The organism is Arthrobacter sp. RAF14 (assembly GCF_052114185.1).
Lineage (GTDB): Bacteria > Actinomycetota > Actinomycetes > Actinomycetales > Micrococcaceae > Arthrobacter_E.
In genome coordinates, this window is sequence record NZ_JBFREG010000007.1 from 57,243 (window position 1) to 75,997 (window position 18,755).

The following is an 18,755-nucleotide window of genomic DNA, read 5'->3' on the forward strand; positions in this document are numbered from 1 at the left end:
CCCGGCGAAGCGCCATTGCCTCACGTGTTGACGGACTGAGCACACGGGATACTCCCCTACTCGGTGACCATTCTATCCCACCGCGAAGTCCACCTGCGTCCGTCCGTCACACACCACGGCTCAGGCGTGGCCCGCCGACTGCATCTGGCGCAACTCCTTCTTCAGATCGCCCACCTCATCGCGGAGCCGGGCTGCCAGCTCGAACTGCAGCTCGGCGGCCGCAGCGTGCATCTGCTCGGTCATCTGCTCGATCAGGCCCACCAACTCCGTGGCCGGAGCGGCCGCGAGGCCATCCCGGCGGATCGTGGCACTGCCCTTCTCCGCGGCGGCCTTGGAGCCCTTGGTGTTGCGCTTGGCGCCCGCCAGGAGCTCCTGAGTGTCCGCGTCCTCCCGGGCCAGCTGATCCGTGATGTCCGCGATCTTCTTCCGGAGCGGCTGCGGGTCCACCCCGTGTTCCTTGTTGTACGCCACCTGGATCTCGCGGCGGCGGTTGGTCTCCTCGATGGCCAGCGCCATGGAGTCCGTGATGCGGTCCGCGTACATGTGCACCTGACCCGACACGTTACGCGCGGCGCGCCCGATGGTCTGGATCAGCGAGGTGGACGACCGCAGGAAGCCTTCCTTGTCCGCATCCAGGATCGCGACGAGCGACACCTCCGGAAGGTCCAGGCCCTCGCGGAGCAGGTTGATGCCCACGAGCACATCGAAGACGCCCAGGCGCAGTTCACGCAGCAGTTCCACGCGCCGTAGGGTGTCCACATCCGAGTGAAGGTACTGGACCTTCACCCCGTGGCTGAGCAGGTATTCCGTCAGATCCTCGGCCATGCGCTTGGTCAGCGTGGTCACCAGGACGCGTTCGTCCTTCTCCACGCGGGTCCGGATCTCACCCAGGAGATCGTCGATCTGGCCCTTGGTGGGCTTGACCACGATCTCCGGGTCCACCAGACCGGTAGGACGGATGATCTGCTGCACCACGCCGTCCGATTTGCCGAGCTCGTACTTGCCGGGCGTCGCGGAGAGGTACACGGTCTGACCGACGCGCTCAAGGAACTCGTCCCACTTCAAGGGCCGGTTGTCCATGGCGGACGGCAGGCGGAAGCCGTGCTCCACCAGGGTCCGCTTGCGGCTGGCGTCGCCTTCGTACATGGCGCCGATCTGCGGCACCGTGACGTGCGATTCGTCGATCACGAGCAGGAAATCGTCCGGGAAGTAGTCCAAGAGGCAGTGCGGGGCGGACCCGGCTTCACGTCCGTCGATGTGACGGGAGTAGTTCTCGATGCCGTTGCAGAAGCCCATCTGCTGCATCATCTCGAGGTCGTAGGTGGTGCGCATGCGCAGACGCTGCGCCTCCACGAGCTTGTTCTGCGCTTCGAAGGTGGACAGCCGGGAGGCGAGCTCGTCCTCGATGGTCTTGATGGCGCGGGACATCCGCTCCGGGCCGGCCACATAGTGCGACGCCGGGAAGACGTACATCTCGTTCTCCTCCCGGACGATCTCGCCCGTCACGGGGTGGAGGGTGTAGATGTTCTCCACCTCGTCCCCGAAGAACTCGATCCGCAGCGCGAGCTCCTCGTACATGGGGATGATCTCCACGGTGTCACCGCGCACCCGGAACGTGCCGCGATGGAAGTCGATGTCATTGCGGGCGTACTGCATCGCGACGAAACGCCGGAGCAGATCGTCCCGGTTGATCTCCATCCCCTTGCGCAGGGTGACCATGCCGGCGATGTACTCCTCGGGGGTGCCGAGACCGTAGATGCAGGACACGGTGGCCACCACCACCACATCGCGCCGCGTCAGCAGGGCGTTCGTGGCGGAGTGCCGCAGTCGCTCCACCTCTTCATTGATGGAGGAGTCCTTCTCGATGAAGGTGTCCGTCTGGGGAACGTACGCTTCCGGCTGGTAGTAGTCGTAGTAGGAGACGAAGTACTCGACCGCGTTGTTGGGCAGCAGCTCACGGAACTCGTTGGCGAGCTGGGCGGCGAGCGTCTTGTTCTGCACCAGGACGAGCGTGGGACGCTGGACCTGCTCGATCAGCCAGGCCGTGGTCGCGCCCTTGCCGGTGCCGGTGGCGCCGAGCAGCACGATGTCCTTCTCACCATTGGTGATGCGTTCGGTCAGCTCCGCGATGGCGGTGGGCTGATCCCCGGCGGGCTGGTATTCGGAGACGACCTCGAAAGGCGCCACGACACGGTTGATCTCCTGGGCGAGGCTCATAGAACAAATGTACTACTCGGCTAGGACACTTTACGGGCCACGTTCTCCCACAGCGCATCGACCTGTTCCAGGAGCTGATCAAGGGTTCCGGTGTTCTCCAGAATCACGTCGGCGGCGGCGTTGCGTTCGTCCCGGCTCGCCTGGGCGGCGATGCGGGCCCGAGCTTCCTCCTCGGTCATGCCCCGGTGTTCGAGCATGCGCGCCACGCGGACATCATCCGGGGCGTCGACCACCACGACCAGATCGAAGTCGCCCTGCTGTCCGGTCTCCACCAGGAGCGGGATGTCCTGCACGACGACGGCGGCCTGCGGCGCCGCGGCCACGATCGCCGCCGCAGCGCTCCGGACCAGGGGGTGGACGATGGCATTCAGCGTCCGGCGCCGTCCGTCGTCGGCGAACACGAGCGCCCCGAGTGCCGGCCGGTCCAGGGAACCGTCCGCCCGGATCACGCCCTCGCCGAATGCTTCACGGATCGCGGCCAGCCCGGGCGTTCCCGGTTCCACGACCTCCCGTGCCAGCGCATCGGCGTCGACCACCACGGCTCCCAGTTCGGCGAGCCGCGCCGTCACCACCGACTTCCCCGAGGCGATACCGCCGGTCAATCCGATTCTCAGCACAGCACCACATTAACCGCTGAACGCGAGTGAGTGCCGTTCTCTGGACTCATTCGAGGATCTTTCCCTTGGTCTCGGGCATCACGAACAGCACCACCAGGAAGGCCAGCGCGGCTGCGACGGACACGTACCAGAAGAAGACGTGCCCGATCCCCATACCTCCGAGCCACGTCACCACCAGGGTGGCCGTCCCACCGAACGTGGCGACGGTGAGGTTGTACCAGGAACCGATCCCCGTAGCCCGCAGGTGCGTGGGGAACAACTCGGAAGCGAAGGCCGGGTTGAGTGCGGCGTGCATGGCGTACAGCCCCAGGCCCACCATGTAAACCGCGAACATGTTCCCAAACCCCGGTCCCACCAGTCCCGACAGCGGAACGATGAGCAGCGCGGTGCCGGCCGTCATCGTGATGAGCAACGGCTTCCGTCCGATCCGGTCGGACAGGGCACCCAACGGGTACTGGAGCGCCACGAAGATGGCGGTCGCCAGGGAGAGTGCCCAGAAGACCTGGGACTTCTGGGCACCCTTGAAGGTGATCGCGTACGGCGCCAGCGCAGAGAAGTTCGTGTAGTAGGTCAGGGTGCCCACCATGGTCAAAGCCACCAGGATGAGGACCGACCTCGGATGTTTGGTCAGCGTGGTCCAGAGCGGGCGCCTGACGCTCTGCGCCTTCTCCTTGGACTCTTCGAACTTGTCCGACTCCGTCATGTCTCGACGCAGCCACAGGCCGACCAGACCGAGCAGAGCACCGATGAAGAACGGGATACGCCAGCCCCAGCCGGCAAGATCCTCAGGGCCCAGCAGTGAGGTCATGAGAGCTCCGAGCAACGAGGCGAGAAGGACGGTGAAGCCCGTGGACATGTAGAAGAACGCCGAGTAACGTCCCCGGCGTTCCGGCGGCGCGATCTCCCCAAGGTAGGAGGAAGCGTTGGAGACTTCCCCACCCAGGGAGATACCCTGTGCCACACGGGCAATGAACAGTAGGGCCGGAGCCAGCCAGCCGACGGCACTGAACGTCGGAAGAATTGCGATCAACAATGAGCCGCCCGCCATGAGCGTGATGGTCAAGAGCATGCCCGCCTTGCGCCCCCGGATATCTGCCAGACGTCCGATCAGGATGCCGCCGAGGGGGCGGAAGAAGAAGGCCAGTGCGTAGGTCAGGAAGGTTGCCAGGAGGGCTCCGGTCGCATCTCCGGGAAAGATCTGCCCGGCGAAGAAGACCGCGAACGTCGCGTAGACCGTCCAGTCGAACCATTCCACCGCGTTGCCGACGCTGGCAGCGATGATGGTCCGCACCGGCATCCGGTGCCGGTCGGTCGTATACCCACGGCGCCTTCCGGGGGTGGAAATAGTCGTCATGTACAGCCTCATTCCTACTGATCACTATGGCGTATCGAGAACCGCGTCGTCTCCGGGAAGTCGGAGAATCGCGGGAGGATCGCCAGGTCTGGCGTAAGGGGCGGCGGGCTTCAAGCCTTCGCCGTAAATGACCATTGGATTGGCCACTGGACCAATTCAAGATTACCGAAGTGACAGTGTGGCGTCAATCACTTCGCCGGCGCACCGTCGGCGTGTTCCGCACTTATCCGGGCACGACGACGGTGCGAGGCCGTCAGGAAGCCGCGAAGGGGTCCGAGACCCCCACGAACTGGGTGTAGAGGTACTCTTCGATGCCCTCGAAGCCGCCCTCCCGGCCCAGGCCGGAGAGTTTGACGCCACCGAACGGCGCGGCGGGATTGGCGATGACGCCCGCGTTGAGCGCCAGCATGCCGGTTTCCAGTCCTTCGGCCACCCGCAGACTGCGATTCACGTCCCGTGTGAAGACGTAGGCCATCAGCCCATAGTCTGAGTCGTTGGCCATCCGAAGGGCCTCCTCCTCCTCGGTGAAGGTGATGATGGGCGCCACCGGGCCGAAGACCTCCTCGGCCAGGATCCGCGAATCCGGAGCGATCCCTGTCAGCACGGTGGGCTTGTAGAAGTAGCCCGGCCCGTCCACCGCGGAACCGCCCGTGAGCACGGTAGCCCCGCGGTCCACGGCGTCCTGCACCAGTTCATGCACCTTGTTCCGGGACTTGGCGTCCACCAGAGGACCGAGGTTCACCCCTTGTTCGGTGCCACGGGCCACCACCTGCGCGGCGACCAGGGCGGAGAACTTGGTGGAGAATTCCTGCAACACGTCTCTGTGCACGATCATCCGGTTCGCAGCCGTGCAGACCTCGCCCATGTTGCGCATCTTGGCCGCCAACGCCCCCTCCACAGCCGCGTCGATGTCGGCGTCCTCGAAGACGATGAAGGGTGCGTTGCCACCCAACTCCATCGACGTGCGCAGCACACGCTGCGACGCGTCCGCCAGCAGACGCTGCCCCACCGGCGTCGAACCGGTGAAGGAGAGCTTACGCAGCCGCCGGTCCTTCAGGAGCGGGCCGGTGGTCGCCCCCGCGGTCGAGGTGGGGATGAGATTCAGAACGCCGTCCGGGAGCCCGGCCTCCTGCATGACCTGGGCGAAGAGCTGAGCCGTGAGCGGGGTCAGGTTCGCGGACTTGAGCACGATGGTACAACCGGCTGCCACGGCGGGGGCCACCTTCCGGGTGGCCATGGCGAGCGGAAAGTTCCAGGGGGTGATGAGTAGGCAAGGACCCACCGGGCGCTTCTGAACGAGGAAACGGTTCCGGCCATCCGGCGCGGTAGAGTAGCGTCCTGTCACGCGGACCGCCTCCTCGGAGAACCAGCGCAGGAACTCGGCGCCGTAGACGGCCTCGCCACGTGCCTGGTCCAGGGGCTTGCCCATCTCCAGGGTCATCAGGAGTGCGAAGTCCTCGGCCCGGGCCAGCACACCCTCAAAGGCCAGGCGCAGGATCTCACTCCGCTCCCGCGGCGCCACCTTGGCCCAGGACTCCTGCGCCGCGGAGGCCGCGTCGAGCGCCGCCATGGCGTCCTCGGGCCCGGCATCCGCAACGCTGAGCAGCGTCGCGCCCGTGGCCGGATCCTCGACGTCGAACGTCCTGCCCGAAACGGAGGGCCGCCACTGGCCGTTGATGAGCAGGCCGGTGGGGACCGACTCCAGCAGCGCGCGTTCGCGCTCGGTGTAGATTCCAGTTTCCATGCTGAATCTCCTTCACGGATTCTCCCGGCAGGAATGCCGAGGTCCGGATCGATGGTGCATTGACGGTGCCCCCGAAGGAGGGGCGATGCCCAGAGCGCGTCATGGGCAGGCTGGTGATGCCGTGGGCCGGTCAGCGCTGAGCGGCCCACGGAGACTGCTAGCGGATCGCCCGGAACTTCCTGGCGGCGAGCAGGGACAGGATGCTGATGACCGCGAGCGCCGCGAGGTAGAGACCCGGGGACATCGATTGCCCCGTGGCACCGATCAGCCAGGCGGCGATCATGGGCGTGAAACCGCCGAACACGGCGACCGCGGTGTTGTAACTGAGCGCCAGCCCCGTGGCGCGCCTCGCTGCCGGGAAGACGTCTCCCATGACGGATGGCAGCGCGGCGAAGTAGAGCGACTTCAGGGCCCCGAGCACCACCATGCACAGCAGCAGAACGCCGACGCTCCGGGCGACGTCGAGCCAGAGGAAGAGCGGGACCACCACCACGCCGATGACGGCGGCCGCTGGGATCATCATGCGGAGTCTCCCGACCCGGTCCGTGAGGTGGCCCACCAGCGGTGTGGCAAAGGTGAGAATGACGCCCGTGACCACCAGGGACCAGAAGGAGCTCGACGACGGCAGGCCGAGTTTCTGGATGCCCAGGGTGGGCAGGTACTGGATCATGAAGTTCAAGGCCGTGGAGATCACCATCGCCCCGCCCGCGATGAGTGTGGCGACCTTCTGGGACCGGAAGATCTCCCTGACGGGAGCGTGCGCCTCCTCCCGGACACGCCCTTCCAGGGGCACCTCCTCCACGTGCCGTCGCACGAAGTAGCCCACGGGACCCACCAGCAGCCCGAAGAAGAAGGGGATGCGCCAGCCCCACGCCGTCATGTCCTCCGGGCTGAGCACCGCGGTGAGGACTGCGACGAACAGCGAGGCCAGCAGCGTGCCCAGGCCCTGGCTGGCGAATTGGAAGCTTCCGAAGAAGCCCCGCCGACCGGGATCCTGCGCCACGAGATACGAAGTGGCCGCCCCGAACTCGCCTCCCGCGGAGAAGCCCTGGATCAGCCGCGCCAGCACGACACCGAGCGGTGCCAGAATCCCGATGCTGTCATGGCCCGGCATGAACGCCAGAATGGCCGTGCCCACCACCATGAGCCGAATGGTCAGCACCAGGCCTTTCTTCAATCCCCTGCGGTCCGCGTAGGAGCCCAGCACCAGGCCGCCCAGGGGGCGGATGAGGTACGAGGCGCCGAACGCCGCCAGCGCGTTGACCGTCTCCACGGCAGGGTCCTCGGACGGGAAGAAGTTCTTGCCGATGTAGATCGCCAGAAGGGCGTAGATCGACATGTCGAACCACTCAAGGGCGTTGCCGATGGTCGCGGCAGCGACGGCGCGCACCTGCCGGGGATCCCGCCGGGATTCCGGCTGACGCAGGTCACGTCTTGAAGGAGCCAGGCTCACATCATCGTGTTTCATGGGCTCTCCTGAAAGGATGGTGAATTTACACGGGGTCAGGCAGGGACCGGGCCGGTACCTGCCGCTTCATGGGTGCCGGGCGCTCCCCCGGGTGGCCCAGGTGGTGGAAGAGTGCGCACATGATGCGCAGTCCTTCCTCCCCGATCGAGGGCAGGAAGTGCTCATTGGGTGCGTGCTGACGGCATCCGGGGTATGAATGCGGCACCCAGAGGGTCGGGATGCCGAGCGTATCGGCGAAGACCGCGTTGGGCAGGGAACCGCCGATGTTCGGCAGCACCGCCGTCGACTTTCCGCTGGCCTCGTCCATGATCGCGGCAGCCCATGTCACCCAAGGATCGGTCACTTCGATCCGGCTGGCCGGGAAGTGGTTGACCACATCCACGGTCACCATGCCGAGGCCGTGCTCGGCGAGCCACTCCCGGATCGCGGGGGCGAACGATTCCGTATCCGAACCGGCGACGTAGCGAAGCTGCAGGATGGCCGAGGCCTCACCGGGGATGGCGTTGACCGGGTCATCGACGTCTCCGGCGCCGAGCGCCAGGACTTCCAGCACATTGGAACCCCACAGGCGTTCCGCGGGGGTCAGGCCCGGGTCGAACCACTCTGGGTCCGGGTCGGGGTCTCCGACGCTCGGGCGGAACTCAAGCCGGGCAAGCGCCGCCGCGGTCTCGGGCGAAGGAACTGGTGCCTGCAGGGCAGGGACGCGCAACCGCCCCGCACCATCCACCAAGGATTGGACTGCTGCGGCCACCGTGGTGGCCGCGTTGCGCAGGATGCCGCCCCAGTTGCCGGAGTGCAGGGAGTCTTCCCGAAGGTCCGCGGACAAGCGGAAGGTGTAGGCGCCTCGATTTCCGAGGAAAAGCGTCGGGGTCTCGGCGTCGATCCGCGGTCCGTCCGAGGCGATCAGCACGTCCGCCGTCAACGAGTCACGGTGGGCGTCCACGAATTCGTTCAGGGCCGGGGAGCCGATCTCTTCGCCGCATTCGAAGAGGAAGATCAGATTGAATCCCAGGGACCCCTGCTCCTGGAGCAGGATCCGTGCGGCGCTGAGGTTGACGTGATGCTGCCCCTTGTTGTCCGCCGTGCCACGCCCGTACCACACCCCATTCTCATCGCTGAGGGTCCAGGGATCACGGCCGTCCAGCCACCGGTCGTCCATGCCGGCCACCACATCGGCGTGGCCATAGCAAAGCACGGTGGGAGCCTCGGGGTTCTCCAGACGGCGGGCCACCAGGAAGCTGTTCCCGCTGGCGTTCCAGTTCCGGTGGACCTCCGTTTGGAAGCCCATGCCGTTGAGTTCAGGGACCAGAAGTTCGTCGAGGTATGCATTCAGTTCAATGCTCAAACGCCAAAAGGAACTCTCGGTTCGATAGGAAACCCTTCGAGCGAGATCGGAGAAGAACTCCCCCGATTCGAGGTATTCCTTAGCCTTTACCCAGGATTCTTGGAGCACGCGTCCGCCATTCTTTTCGTATCACTGTCTCTGGCAGTCAAGATTAGAGGTGGCGCGACGCGGCGAACCAGTGCCGTTTTACTGATTCGACTTGCATTAAATGCAATCCAGGGTTCAAATGGCACGATGCGCATCCTCCCCACGAACTTTCAGTACTTCTACGAGGTGGCCCGCTCCGGCACGATCGCCGAGGCCGCCGAATCCCTGCATGTCTCCTCATCGGCCATCTCGCGTCAGATCGCAACCCTGGAACGCCAACTCGGCGTCGCGCTCTTCACCCGGCACGCGCGAGGCATGGAGCTCAGCCCCGCAGGCCGAATGCTCCTCAGCCACGTCCGCCGCACCGAGATGGAGGGCGAGACGCTGCTGGACGAGCTCCAGACCCTCCAGCACCCCCGGAGGCGCGTGCTGCGCGTCACCAGCTGTGAGGGCTTGGCCCGCAAGCGGGTGCCGGAAGCCCTGACGCTCTTCCAGCAGGAGCATCCCGATGTGGATGTAGAGCTGACGGTCCTCGCATCAGCGCTGTCCACCCATCGGCTCCAGGAAGGCGAGTCGGATGTGGCCGCCGTCTATGCGATCGCCCCGCCTCGCGAAGTCCGCGTCGCCGGCTCCTTCCCGGCGCCCGCCCACGCCATCCTGCCGCACGACTCGGAAGCCGCGGAGACACCCGGACCGATCAGCCTGCCCGAGCTGTGCCGCCTCCCCCTGGCGCTCTCCTCCCGAGGCATCACCCAGCGGGAGCTGTTCGACATCGCAGTCCGGATGGACCGTCTGGAGCCGCGCATCGCGCTGGAGACGGATCACGTGAGCCCGCTCATGGAATTCGTCCGTGCCAGTGCCGGCGCAACACTCCTCAGCCATTTCACGGTGGACCCGATGGCCGACGACTACGCGGTACTGCGCAGCATCGACCACCCGGTTCTCGGACAACGACAGGCCCAGGTCCAGCTTCCCCTGGGACGGGGCCGAAGGACCTGGGCCGAGGCGTTCGCCAGGCATCTGAGCGAGGTGCTTTCGCGGTGCCCGCCGCCCACGGCGGCCAGCTGATCAGATGGCCACGGGGCCGCCGTCGACGGCGCGTATGACCATCGCCGCGACGTCCAGCAGGCGATGGTCCTGCTGCCGCCGGCCCAGCAATTGCACACCGATGGGCAGGCCGTTCGGCCCCGTGCCGAGAGGCAGGCTGATCGCCGGGACGCCGAGTGCGGTGCCCGCGCGGCACAGCCGCGGATCGCCCGTGCTGGAGGCCTCCGGCGCCTCACCGAAGGCGCTGGGCACGACGACGGCGTCAAGTCCGCTCGTGCGCTCCTCCCACTCGAACTGCCAGCGGGAGATCCGCACCATGGCGTCGACCGCCCGTTCGGAGCCAATCGCCGCCGAGGCTTCCAGGTATGAGCGCAGTCTGGCCGAGAGGCCGTCCGGACGGGCCCGGAGTTCGGGACCGAGCGTCCGGTGCGCCTCGAAGCCCATGAGCACTTCCTGTTCGTCCGCCAGCGAGGACAGCAGCCCGTCCAGCTCCGAGTCCCTTACCTCGAACCCGGCGGTCACGAGCCGACGTCCGACGCCCCGCAGGACGGCTTCAGTGCCGTCCCCCAAGGCTCGCCAATCCCCGCCTGCACCGATGGCGATCCGCAGGGGCCGTTCGTCCGCCGTCTCGCACTCCGGCGCGTCCGAAAGCACCCTCAAGACCGTGCGGAGATCCTCCACCCGGCGGCCGAACAACCCCAGGGTGTCAAAACTACGCGCCAGTTCCCGCACCCCGGTCCGGTCGACCACGGCGAACCCCGGCTTGAAACCGAGAACTCCGCAATAGGAGGCGGGACGCAGCACCGATCCCGCAGTCTGCGTGCCGAGCGCCACGGGAACCAGGCCAGCGGCCACGGCGGCCGCCGAACCACTGGAGGACCCTCCCGGGGTCCGGCCCGAGTGGTGGGGGTTCCGGGTGACCGGGGGCTGGAAGAGGGCGAACTCGGTGGTCACGGTCTTGCCTACGATCACCGCACCGGCTGCACGGAGCCGACGCGCCGCCTCGGCATCCTCGGCCGGCCGGTGACCGGCATGGAGTACCGAGCCGTACTCGGTCTCTTCATCCGCGGTATCGATCAGGTCCTTGATGCCGAGCGGGACACCGTAGAGCGGGAGGTCTCCTCCGAGCCCCTCCAGATCCTCGATCCGGCGGCGCACCGTCTCCGGGCGGAAGCGGGTGAACGCACGCAGCTCCCCGTCGCGCTCCCGGATGCGGTCCAGAACCCGCTCCAGGAAGGGCCCAGGACCGGTCCGGCCGTCCCTCAGTCGGGCGGCCAGACCCGCGACCGCCGGGAAGTCCGGGGTGACGCGCTCAGCGCGAAGCAGCTCAGATGACATGGGGCGCCACCAGAATCGCGATGCCGAAGATGACGAAGCCGGCCAGGAAGGCGACCACGGTGTAGCCCATCACCTGCCGGACGTTGAGCTTGGCGATCGCCAACGCGGGCAAGAGCCAGAAAGGCTGGATCATGTTGGCGATCGCCTCGCCGAAGGCCACCGCCATGGACATCAGGCCCAGATATGAGCCTGAATCCTGCCCCATGGCCAGTGCCGACTGCACTGCGATCGGTCCTTGGACGCCCCAGTGTCCTCCGCCCGACGGCACGAAGAGGGAGATGAGGATGGAGGCGATGAAGGTCATGAACGGGAGCGTGTTCGCGTCTGTACCGCTGACGATGGCGTGGGCGAGGATGGACTCCAGGGCTGGTCCGTCCTTGACCCGTGAGTAGCCCAGCAGTGCCATGATGCCACCGTAGAGCGGATACTGCAGCAGCAGCGGACCGCAGGTCTTCGCGGCACCGGTGAAGGCCTTGATGAACTGGATGGGGGTCTTATGCAAGAGGGCGCCGATGATGGTGAAGAGCATGATCATGGAGCCGATGTTCAGCTGGAACCCGCTCTGGATGAAGTACCAGAAGCCCGCCGCGAAGAACAGCACGTTGAGGATCCAGAGATTCTCCAGACGCTCCGCGAAGGAGCGCTTGCCGGTCTTCTTCTCCACAATCTCCGTCTCCGCGAAGAGCTGGGGATCGGGCGGGAAAGCCGCTTTCGGTGCGATCCGCTGGATCATGAAGGCCAGAACCGCCACGGAGACCAGGACGGGGACCCAGCTGAACGGCTGGAAGATGGTGTCCCCCAAAGGAACCAGCTTGCCCGTCATCTGATAGATGACGTTGATGGGACTCGCCGGGTCCGTGTTCGCCAGAGCAATGGAGGAGGAGAATCCCTGGGTCCAGACCATGTAGCCCATGTAGCCAGAGGCGATCAGATAGCCGAAGTGCGCCGAGGGCAGGCGCTTGGCGACCTCCTTGGCCACCAGGGCTCCGGTCACCAGTCCGAGGCCCCAGTTGAGCAGGCAGAACACCGAACCCACGGCGAAGCAGAGCAAGGCTCCTTCCACCTGATTGCGAGGGCGGGCCGCCAGCGCCCGCAGGCCCTTCTTCACCACGGGCGCTTCGGCCAACGTGTACCCGGTGACCAGGATCAGGACCATCTGCAACGCGAACGTGAAGATGTTCTTGGCACCCCATACGCCCGAGTACCAGGCGCCGATCATCCCGCCGGGGTTCACACCCGGCACGGCCACGGCCACCATGACGCCCACCAGAATGGTGAGGATCACCGCGAACAGATAAGGGTCCGGCATGAACCGTTCGACGTACCGGACGCAAAGCCCGGTGAATCTCTCAAGAAGCCCGCGCCGAACACGGACCTCTCCTGCGACTGCTGACATTGCTTGACCTCAGATTCCGGCCGGAGCCTCATACGGATCGCAAGTGACCCGGTGGACTGTCCACCGGACATATGATTCCGTTTCGCGAGAGTGTGGTCAAGGACACAAAATGCCCCGGGCATGTCCGCCCGGGGCTGATTTCAGAAGGCCCTCAGTCGTCGCCGAGAAGACGGACCTTCCTGATGGAGCCGAGATGAGAGTGCATTGCAGCGGCCGCCAGCGCGGGATCGCCGGCCCGGATGGCTTCGGTCACCGTGCGATGCTGCACCAGGGATTCCTGGGGCCTGCCCGGCTGCCCCAGCGATTCGACACGCGTCTCCCGGATGAGGCCTGAGATCTCATTCATCATGCGCCCCAGCAGTTCCGAATGTGCCGCCGCCGTCACCGCGGCGTGGAAGCGCTCGTCACCCTCGACGCCGCGCTCGCCCGACTCCAGCTGCTCCGACATGAAGGCCAGGGCGTCATCGATGAGCCGCATGTCCGCGGGAGTCCGGCGTTCAGCCGCAAGAGCGGCCAGCTTGCTCTCCAACGCATCCCGGGCGTCCAGGATGTCAGGGAGCCGCTGCGCGTGTTCCCGGATGGCATCCACGAGCTTCATGTCAGCGGAGAGGGAGGTGACGATTGCACCGTCGCCATGACGGACGGTAACGGCTCCGACCACCTCCATGGCGACGAGCGCCTGGCTGATCGTGGCCCGGCTGACACCGAGCTTGACCGCGAGTTCGCGCTCCGGGGGAAGGCGATCGCCGGGCTGGACGTCATTCTCCGTCATCCAGGCGACGATCTGGCGCGCGACGGTTTCATAGAGCCGCGGCCTGACCACCGGCTTGAGACTGTCCTTCACTTTCCTCCCCTTCGCAGGCTCTCAGAATACTTGACAGCCGTCACACTTCGCGATTGGCTAGTCCAATGATCCACCGAGACAATTCCCTGGGCCCACTCGACGGCCTGCTAGTCGTCGACCTCTCCCGCGCACTGGCCGGACCGCATGCCACGATGATGCTCGGCGACCTGGGCGCCCGGGTCATCAAGATCGAGAATCCGGGCAACGGTGACGACACCCGCGGCTGGGGCCCGCCGTTCGTGCGGCAGACGGGGGACGGCGTCGAACTGCTCCCCCAGGCCACCGCGGGCAGCGAATCGAGCTACTTCCTCTCGGCCAACCGCAACAAAGAATCCCTGACTCTGAACCTGAAGTCCCCCAAGGACCGCCAGATCCTCCTGGACCTGGTGGACCGTGCCGATGTGCTGGTGGAGAACTTCCGGACGGGTGTCCTGGAACGTCTCGGCCTGGGACTGGACTCGCTGCTGGAGCGCAATCCTGCACTGGTGGCCCTCTCGATCACGGGCTTCGGTCACGACGGTCCCGAAGGCGGCCGCGCCGGCTACGACCAGATCGCCCAGGGCGAGGCAGGCCTCATGTCCTTCACCGGTCCCGTGGGGACCCCCATCAAGTCCGGTACCCCCATCTCCGATCTCCTCGCAGGCATGTACGGCGCCTTCGGCGTGCTGGCCGCACTGCACGAACGGGAGAAGACCGGGCGGGGCCAGGTGGTCCGCACCTCCTTGCTGGCCGCCACCGTGGGTGTGCATGCCTTCCAGGGAACCCGGTGGACCGTGGCCCAAGTGGTCCCGGAGCCGGAAGGGAACCATCACGTGGCGATCGCACCCTACGGTTCCTTCGCCTGCGCGGACGGCTTGGTCCAGATCGCCGTGGGCAGCGAGAAACTCTGGCAGGACTTCTGCAACGGTTTCGCCCTTGACGCCGCGGCACCGGATTTCGCGGACAATGCCGCCCGCGTGGCTCACCGGGAGGAGCTCATCCGCCACATCGAAGAGACCTTCTCCACCTGGGACACCGAGGACCTGTTGAAGAAGCTCGCGACGCTGGGTATCCCGGCGGGCCGCGTCCGGTCGTTGGACCAGGTCTATTCCTGGGACCAGACCCTCAGCCAGCGCTTGCTGATCGACGTGGATCACGCGACTCTGGGAACCGTACAGCTCCCCGGGGCGCCCCTGCGCTTTTTCGCAGCAGACGGCGCAGAGGTCACCCGGACCGCCCACACCGCGCCGCCCGCCCTGAACCAACACGGTGAGTCAGTGCGGGACTGGCTTGCCCAGGGGAACGGCGATGCGTAGCCGTCTGGGAGCCCGGCAGCTCCTGGAACTGCTGGCCGATCCGGGAACCCGGATCTCCCTGGACCACGACGTCGACCTCTCCCTCTGGGACGCCGCCTACCGGGAGGAGCTCCGCCAGGCCGCCCTCCACTCGGGTTGCGACGAGGCCGTGCTGACCGCCGAGATCCGGCTGCGGGGACACCGTGCCGTGGTGATCGCCAGCGAGTTCACCTTCCTGGGAGGTTCTCTGGGGGCCGCCGCCGCCCGCAGGATCGTGGCGGCCCTGCAATACGCCACGCTTCACCGCCTGCCCGTGATCGCTCTGCCCTGTTCCGGTGGCACCCGGATGCAGGAGGGCACCCCGGCGTTCCTGCACATGCTGGAGGTGGCCGATGCGGTGCGTCAGCACCGCTCCGCCGGTCTGCCGTACCTGGTACATCTCCGCCACCCAACCATGGGCGGGGCCCTCGCCTCCTGGGGTTCCCTGGGGCAGCTCACCTCCGCCGCACCGGGCGCCCTCATCGGCTTCCTCGGACCGCGCGTGACGGAAGCCCTGAACGGCGCCCCCTTCCCGGAGGACGTTCAGACGGCGGAGAACCTTCAGCGCCGGGGCATCGTCGACGTCCTGGTCCCCGATGAGGATCTGCGCAGCCATCTGGCCGAACTCCTGGGGGTCCTCGGTGACACCACCGCGCCCGCGCCGGAGCGCGGTGCCATGGTCTCCGCCCCGGAGGAGCCCGGCACCCCGCTCAGCGCCTGGGAGGCGGTCCAGCTGACCCGGGCCGCCGACCGGCCGGGGGTTCAGGACCTCTTGCGGCGCGCTTACTGGTCGATGCGGCTGAGCGGCACGGGAGCCGGCGAACGGGACGACTCGGTGCTGGTGGCGCTGTGCCATCTGGACGGCACCACCTGTGTGCTGGTGGGGCATGACCGCTCCGTACTGCACGCCACACGGCCCGCGGGCCTCCGAGCGTCCCAGCGTGGCATGCGACTGGCCGAGGAACTCGGGCTGCCCCTGATCACCGTGGTGGACACCGTCGGCGCCGAACTCTCGGCAGAGGCTGAGAACGGCGCGCTGGCGGGCGAGATCGCCCGGAGCGTTGGACTGCTCCGGTCTCTCACGGTCCCCGTGGCCACCGTCCTTCTCGGCCAGGGATGCGGCGGAGCCGCCCTGGCACTGTTCTCCGGGCGGTACACGATCGCCGCGGAGCACGCCTGGATGTCACCGCTCCCCCTCGAAGGGGCCAGTATGATCGTCCATCGGGACATAGGGCACGCCGCCCAGCTGGCCCACGAACAGCGCATCACCGCCCAGGAACTGTTCCACAGCGGGGCAGTGCAGCGGATCGCGGCGGAGGGCCCCGCCGCTGGATTCCTGCTGGACTCGGTGCAGGCGGAAGTCCGGGACTTCTTCAGCCGCAGCTCGGCGTTCACCCGCTGACCGCCACGGCCCATCGCGACGACGACGGCGCGGCAGCCTGTCACGGCAGGCGGTCGCACCGTCATCGTCGGCAGCTTCATCGACGCCCACTTCCCGCACTCGCAAACCAGCATGCTGGCTAGAATGGCCAAGTGCCCCCAGCCGAAGACAGCCGCGCGACGCGCTACACGACGCTCGCCCCGGGGCCCGATTTCCGTCATGAACTGGAGATCAAGCGCTCCCGATTCATCACCGTGCTGCGCCGGGTGGAGGACGAAGCGGCGGCTCGCGCCCTGATCGCCGAGCTCCGCCGCGAATTCCACGATGCCCGGCACCATTGCAGCGCCTTCATCCTCGGTCCGGACCGGACGACCCAGCGGTCCAGCGATGACGGCGAGCCGTCCGGCACGGCCGGCATCCCGATGCTGGAGGCCCTGAACCGCCGCGAGACGGCGAACGGGGTGGCCGATCTGAGTGATGTGTGCGCCGTGGTCGTGCGGTACTTCGGGGGAATCCTGCTGGGCGCGGGCGGCCTGGTCCGCGCCTATTCCGACTCCGTATCGCAGGCCGCGGACCGCGCCCCGTGGGTGACGCGGCAGCGACTGCGCCTGGCGGAGGTTCCGGTGGGATTCGCCGAGGTCGGCAAGCTCGAGAACGACGTGCGGTCCGCAGGCCTGCACGTGGTGGGCACGGAGTACGGTGCGGGCCACGCCACCCTCAAGGTGGCCTTCGAGGACGACGCCGAGTCATTGGACCGGGTGCGGCGGACCGTCCTGTCGCTCAGCGCGGGCACCTGCGAGGCGCGCCCCGGCGGCACGGAATGGGTCGATCTGACCCCCCGAGCTTGACCCCGAGGACGCATGAGACGCCGGCGATTTTCCCGATTTCTGAAGGGAATCTTTCAGTAGCCATTGAAAACCCTGGGAACGCCGACTAGAAACGAGGGAAGGCAATCGCCTGCTGCCGGTACCTCCGGCCTCCACTCATCGAGAGGACCCTCACCCATGAGGTTGCACACCTTCCGCCGACCGCTGCGCCCGGTCGCCTGCGCTGTCGCGTCACTCGGACTGGTCCTGGTCGGCTCCGGGGTCTCCGCCCAGGCAGCCGGAACCGACACGTCCACTCCCGTCCCGGTGAACCCGCCGGACGGCACCGTCATGAGCTACGTCGTCAACGCCGGGCAGGCCAACCCCGGCCAGACCCGCAAGGTCGAGCAGGCCGTCACCGCCGCGGGCGGCGTCGTCGTCCAGAGCTGGCCCGAAATCGGCGTCGTCATCGCCCAGTCCGACCGGTCCGCCTTCCGTGACCGCGTCAAGGTGGCGGGAAAGAACGCCGTCCAGTCCGTCGGCGCCACCCGGACCGCCGAGGTCACCGACAAGGTCACCGGGCCGCAAGTGCCGTGGGGCCCGGGAGCTTCCGGCTGGAACAAGGGGAAGAACAAGCCTGTCAACGGCGACGAGCCCACCACCCTGGTTCCCGCAGGACCGGCTGACGCCCTGGAGTCCCAGCAGTGGGACATGACCCAGATCAAGGCCGACCAGGCGAACAAGGTCACCGACGGCAGCCGCAAGGTGCTGGTCGGCGTGCTGGACTCCGGCATCGACCCACCCACCCCGATCTGGCCGCGAACATCTCCGTCCCGGACTCGGTGAACTGCACGACCGGCGGCCGACCGGACCAGACAGCCGGCGGCTGGTACCCGACCACCTCCGACCACGGCACGCACGTCGCGGGCACGATCGCGGCCGCCCGCAACGGCACCGGCATCGTGGGCGTCGCTCCGAACGTCAGGCTCGCCGCCGTCAAGGTCGTCAACGATGCCGGGTTCATCTACCCGGAATACGCGATCTGCGGCTTCATGTGGGCCGCGCAGCGCGGCATGGACGTGACGAACAACAGCTACTACATCGACCCCTTCGAGTTCTGGTGTGACGACCAGCCCGATCAGGCTGCCGTCCGGGAATCCGTGGCGCGTGCCGTGAACTGGTCCGTCAAGCGCGGCGTGGTGAGTTCGGCGGCCGCCGGCAACTCGAGCGTCGACTTCACCCTCAACACCAAGGACGACGGCAGCCCCAATGATGCGCCGGCGCCGATCGATCGCACCATCAACCAGGGCTGCAAGGACATCCCGGCTCAGCTGCCGGGCGTCGTCACGGTCTCGTCGATCATGAAGACCGGCCAGCTGTCCTACTTCTCCAACCGCGGCCTCGGTGAGATCGACGTCGCCGCACCCGGATCGAGCATCCTGTCCACGATCCCGAACGGGAAGTACGGCCTCAAGAGTGGCACCTCCATGGCATCGCCGCACGTCGCCGGTGTGCTGGCGCTCATGAAGTCGGCTCATCCCGAACTGACCCCGGCACAGATGGAGGCCAAGCTCCGTGCGGATGCCACCCCGACTCCGTGCTCAGCGCCGCAGGCCAATATCGGCCCGGCCTGCGTGGGAACCACGGAGCTGAACAGCTTCTACGGCTACGGCATCGTCAACGCTCTCAAGGCGGTCCAGTGACGGTCGTCTGACCAACGCGGCAGGGAGGCCCGGGAGCATCGCCGTCGGGCGATCCTCCCGGGCCTCCCTTTTGCCTGCCGCACGTGGCAGGATGT

15 protein-coding genes are annotated in these 18,755 nt (G+C 66.9%); 6 read left to right on the forward strand and 9 right to left on the reverse strand.

Annotation, left to right across the window (positions count from 1 at the left end):
- Positions 1 to 120: 120 nt before the first annotated feature.
- From uvrB to AB4Y75_RS14400, 6 genes are all read right to left on the reverse strand, one after another.
- Positions 121 to 2,217: an excinuclease ABC subunit UvrB gene (gene uvrB, locus AB4Y75_RS14375; protein ID WP_441436558.1), complete on the reverse strand. Its 2,097-nt coding sequence runs from the start codon at positions 2,215 to 2,217 to the stop codon at positions 121 to 123.
- Positions 2,218 to 2,237: 20 nt separating this feature from the next.
- Positions 2,238 to 2,834, reverse strand: coding sequence for a dephospho-CoA kinase (coaE, locus tag AB4Y75_RS14380; RefSeq protein ID WP_441436559.1), 597 nt, complete (start codon positions 2,832 to 2,834; stop codon positions 2,238 to 2,240).
- A gap of 46 nt (positions 2,835 to 2,880) precedes the next feature.
- On the reverse strand, positions 2,881 to 4,188 hold the full coding sequence (locus AB4Y75_RS14385) for an MFS transporter (RefSeq protein WP_441436560.1): 1,308 nt from the start codon (positions 4,186 to 4,188) through the stop codon (positions 2,881 to 2,883).
- Between the two features lie 253 nt (positions 4,189 to 4,441).
- Positions 4,442 to 5,932 (reverse strand): NAD-dependent succinate-semialdehyde dehydrogenase, encoded by a 1,491-nt coding sequence (locus AB4Y75_RS14390; protein ID WP_441436561.1) that lies wholly within the window; start codon positions 5,930 to 5,932, stop codon positions 4,442 to 4,444.
- 157 nt (positions 5,933 to 6,089) lie between these two features.
- The gene (locus AB4Y75_RS14395) at positions 6,090 to 7,400 is read right to left on the reverse strand and encodes an MFS transporter (protein ID WP_441436562.1); all 1,311 of its coding nucleotides are present in this window, start codon (positions 7,398 to 7,400) and stop codon (positions 6,090 to 6,092) included.
- Positions 7,401 to 7,425: 25 nt separating this feature from the next.
- Positions 7,426 to 8,853, reverse strand: a complete 1,428-nt coding sequence (locus AB4Y75_RS14400; RefSeq protein ID WP_441436563.1) for a M20/M25/M40 family metallo-hydrolase — start codon at positions 8,851 to 8,853, stop codon at positions 7,426 to 7,428.
- 126 nt (positions 8,854 to 8,979) lie between these two features.
- Between AB4Y75_RS14400 and AB4Y75_RS14405 the strand changes: the two genes are divergently transcribed.
- Positions 8,980 to 9,900, forward strand: a complete 921-nt coding sequence (locus AB4Y75_RS14405; RefSeq protein ID WP_441436564.1) for a LysR family transcriptional regulator — start codon at positions 8,980 to 8,982, stop codon at positions 9,898 to 9,900.
- On the opposite strand, the gene AB4Y75_RS14410 is transcribed toward AB4Y75_RS14405, so the two are convergent.
- From AB4Y75_RS14410 to AB4Y75_RS14420, 3 genes are all read right to left on the reverse strand, one after another.
- Positions 9,901 to 11,217 (reverse strand): amidase, encoded by a 1,317-nt coding sequence (locus AB4Y75_RS14410; protein ID WP_441436565.1) that lies wholly within the window; start codon positions 11,215 to 11,217, stop codon positions 9,901 to 9,903.
- Positions 11,207 to 12,613, reverse strand: coding sequence for a TIGR00366 family protein (locus AB4Y75_RS14415; RefSeq protein WP_441436566.1), 1,407 nt, complete (start codon positions 12,611 to 12,613; stop codon positions 11,207 to 11,209). The genes AB4Y75_RS14410 and AB4Y75_RS14415 overlap by 11 nt, the downstream gene beginning before the upstream one ends.
- 151 nt (positions 12,614 to 12,764) lie before the next feature.
- Positions 12,765 to 13,457, reverse strand: a complete 693-nt coding sequence (locus AB4Y75_RS14420) for a FadR/GntR family transcriptional regulator (protein WP_441436567.1) — start codon at positions 13,455 to 13,457, stop codon at positions 12,765 to 12,767.
- Between the two features lie 65 nt (positions 13,458 to 13,522).
- Here AB4Y75_RS14420 and AB4Y75_RS14425 point away from each other — a divergent pair, with 65 nt between their 5' ends.
- From AB4Y75_RS14425 to AB4Y75_RS14445, 5 genes are all read left to right on the forward strand, one after another.
- A complete protein-coding gene (locus tag AB4Y75_RS14425) occupies positions 13,523 to 14,752 on the forward strand; it encodes a CaiB/BaiF CoA transferase family protein (RefSeq protein ID WP_441436568.1) in 1,230 nt (409 codons plus the stop codon).
- Positions 14,745 to 16,172: a carboxyl transferase domain-containing protein gene (locus tag AB4Y75_RS14430; RefSeq protein WP_441436569.1), complete on the forward strand. Its 1,428-nt coding sequence runs from the start codon at positions 14,745 to 14,747 to the stop codon at positions 16,170 to 16,172. Before AB4Y75_RS14425 ends, AB4Y75_RS14430 begins: the two co-directional genes overlap by 8 nt.
- A gap of 131 nt (positions 16,173 to 16,303) precedes the next feature.
- On the forward strand, positions 16,304 to 16,999 hold the full coding sequence (locus tag AB4Y75_RS14435) for an IMPACT family protein (protein ID WP_441436570.1): 696 nt from the start codon (positions 16,304 to 16,306) through the stop codon (positions 16,997 to 16,999).
- A gap of 156 nt (positions 17,000 to 17,155) precedes the next feature.
- Positions 17,156 to 17,803: a hypothetical protein gene (locus tag AB4Y75_RS14440; RefSeq protein WP_441436571.1), complete on the forward strand. Its 648-nt coding sequence runs from the start codon at positions 17,156 to 17,158 to the stop codon at positions 17,801 to 17,803.
- Positions 17,800 to 18,660, forward strand: a complete 861-nt coding sequence (locus AB4Y75_RS14445; protein WP_441436572.1) for a S8 family peptidase — start codon at positions 17,800 to 17,802, stop codon at positions 18,658 to 18,660. Before AB4Y75_RS14440 ends, AB4Y75_RS14445 begins: the two co-directional genes overlap by 4 nt.
- Positions 18,661 to 18,755: the final 95 nt, after the last annotated feature.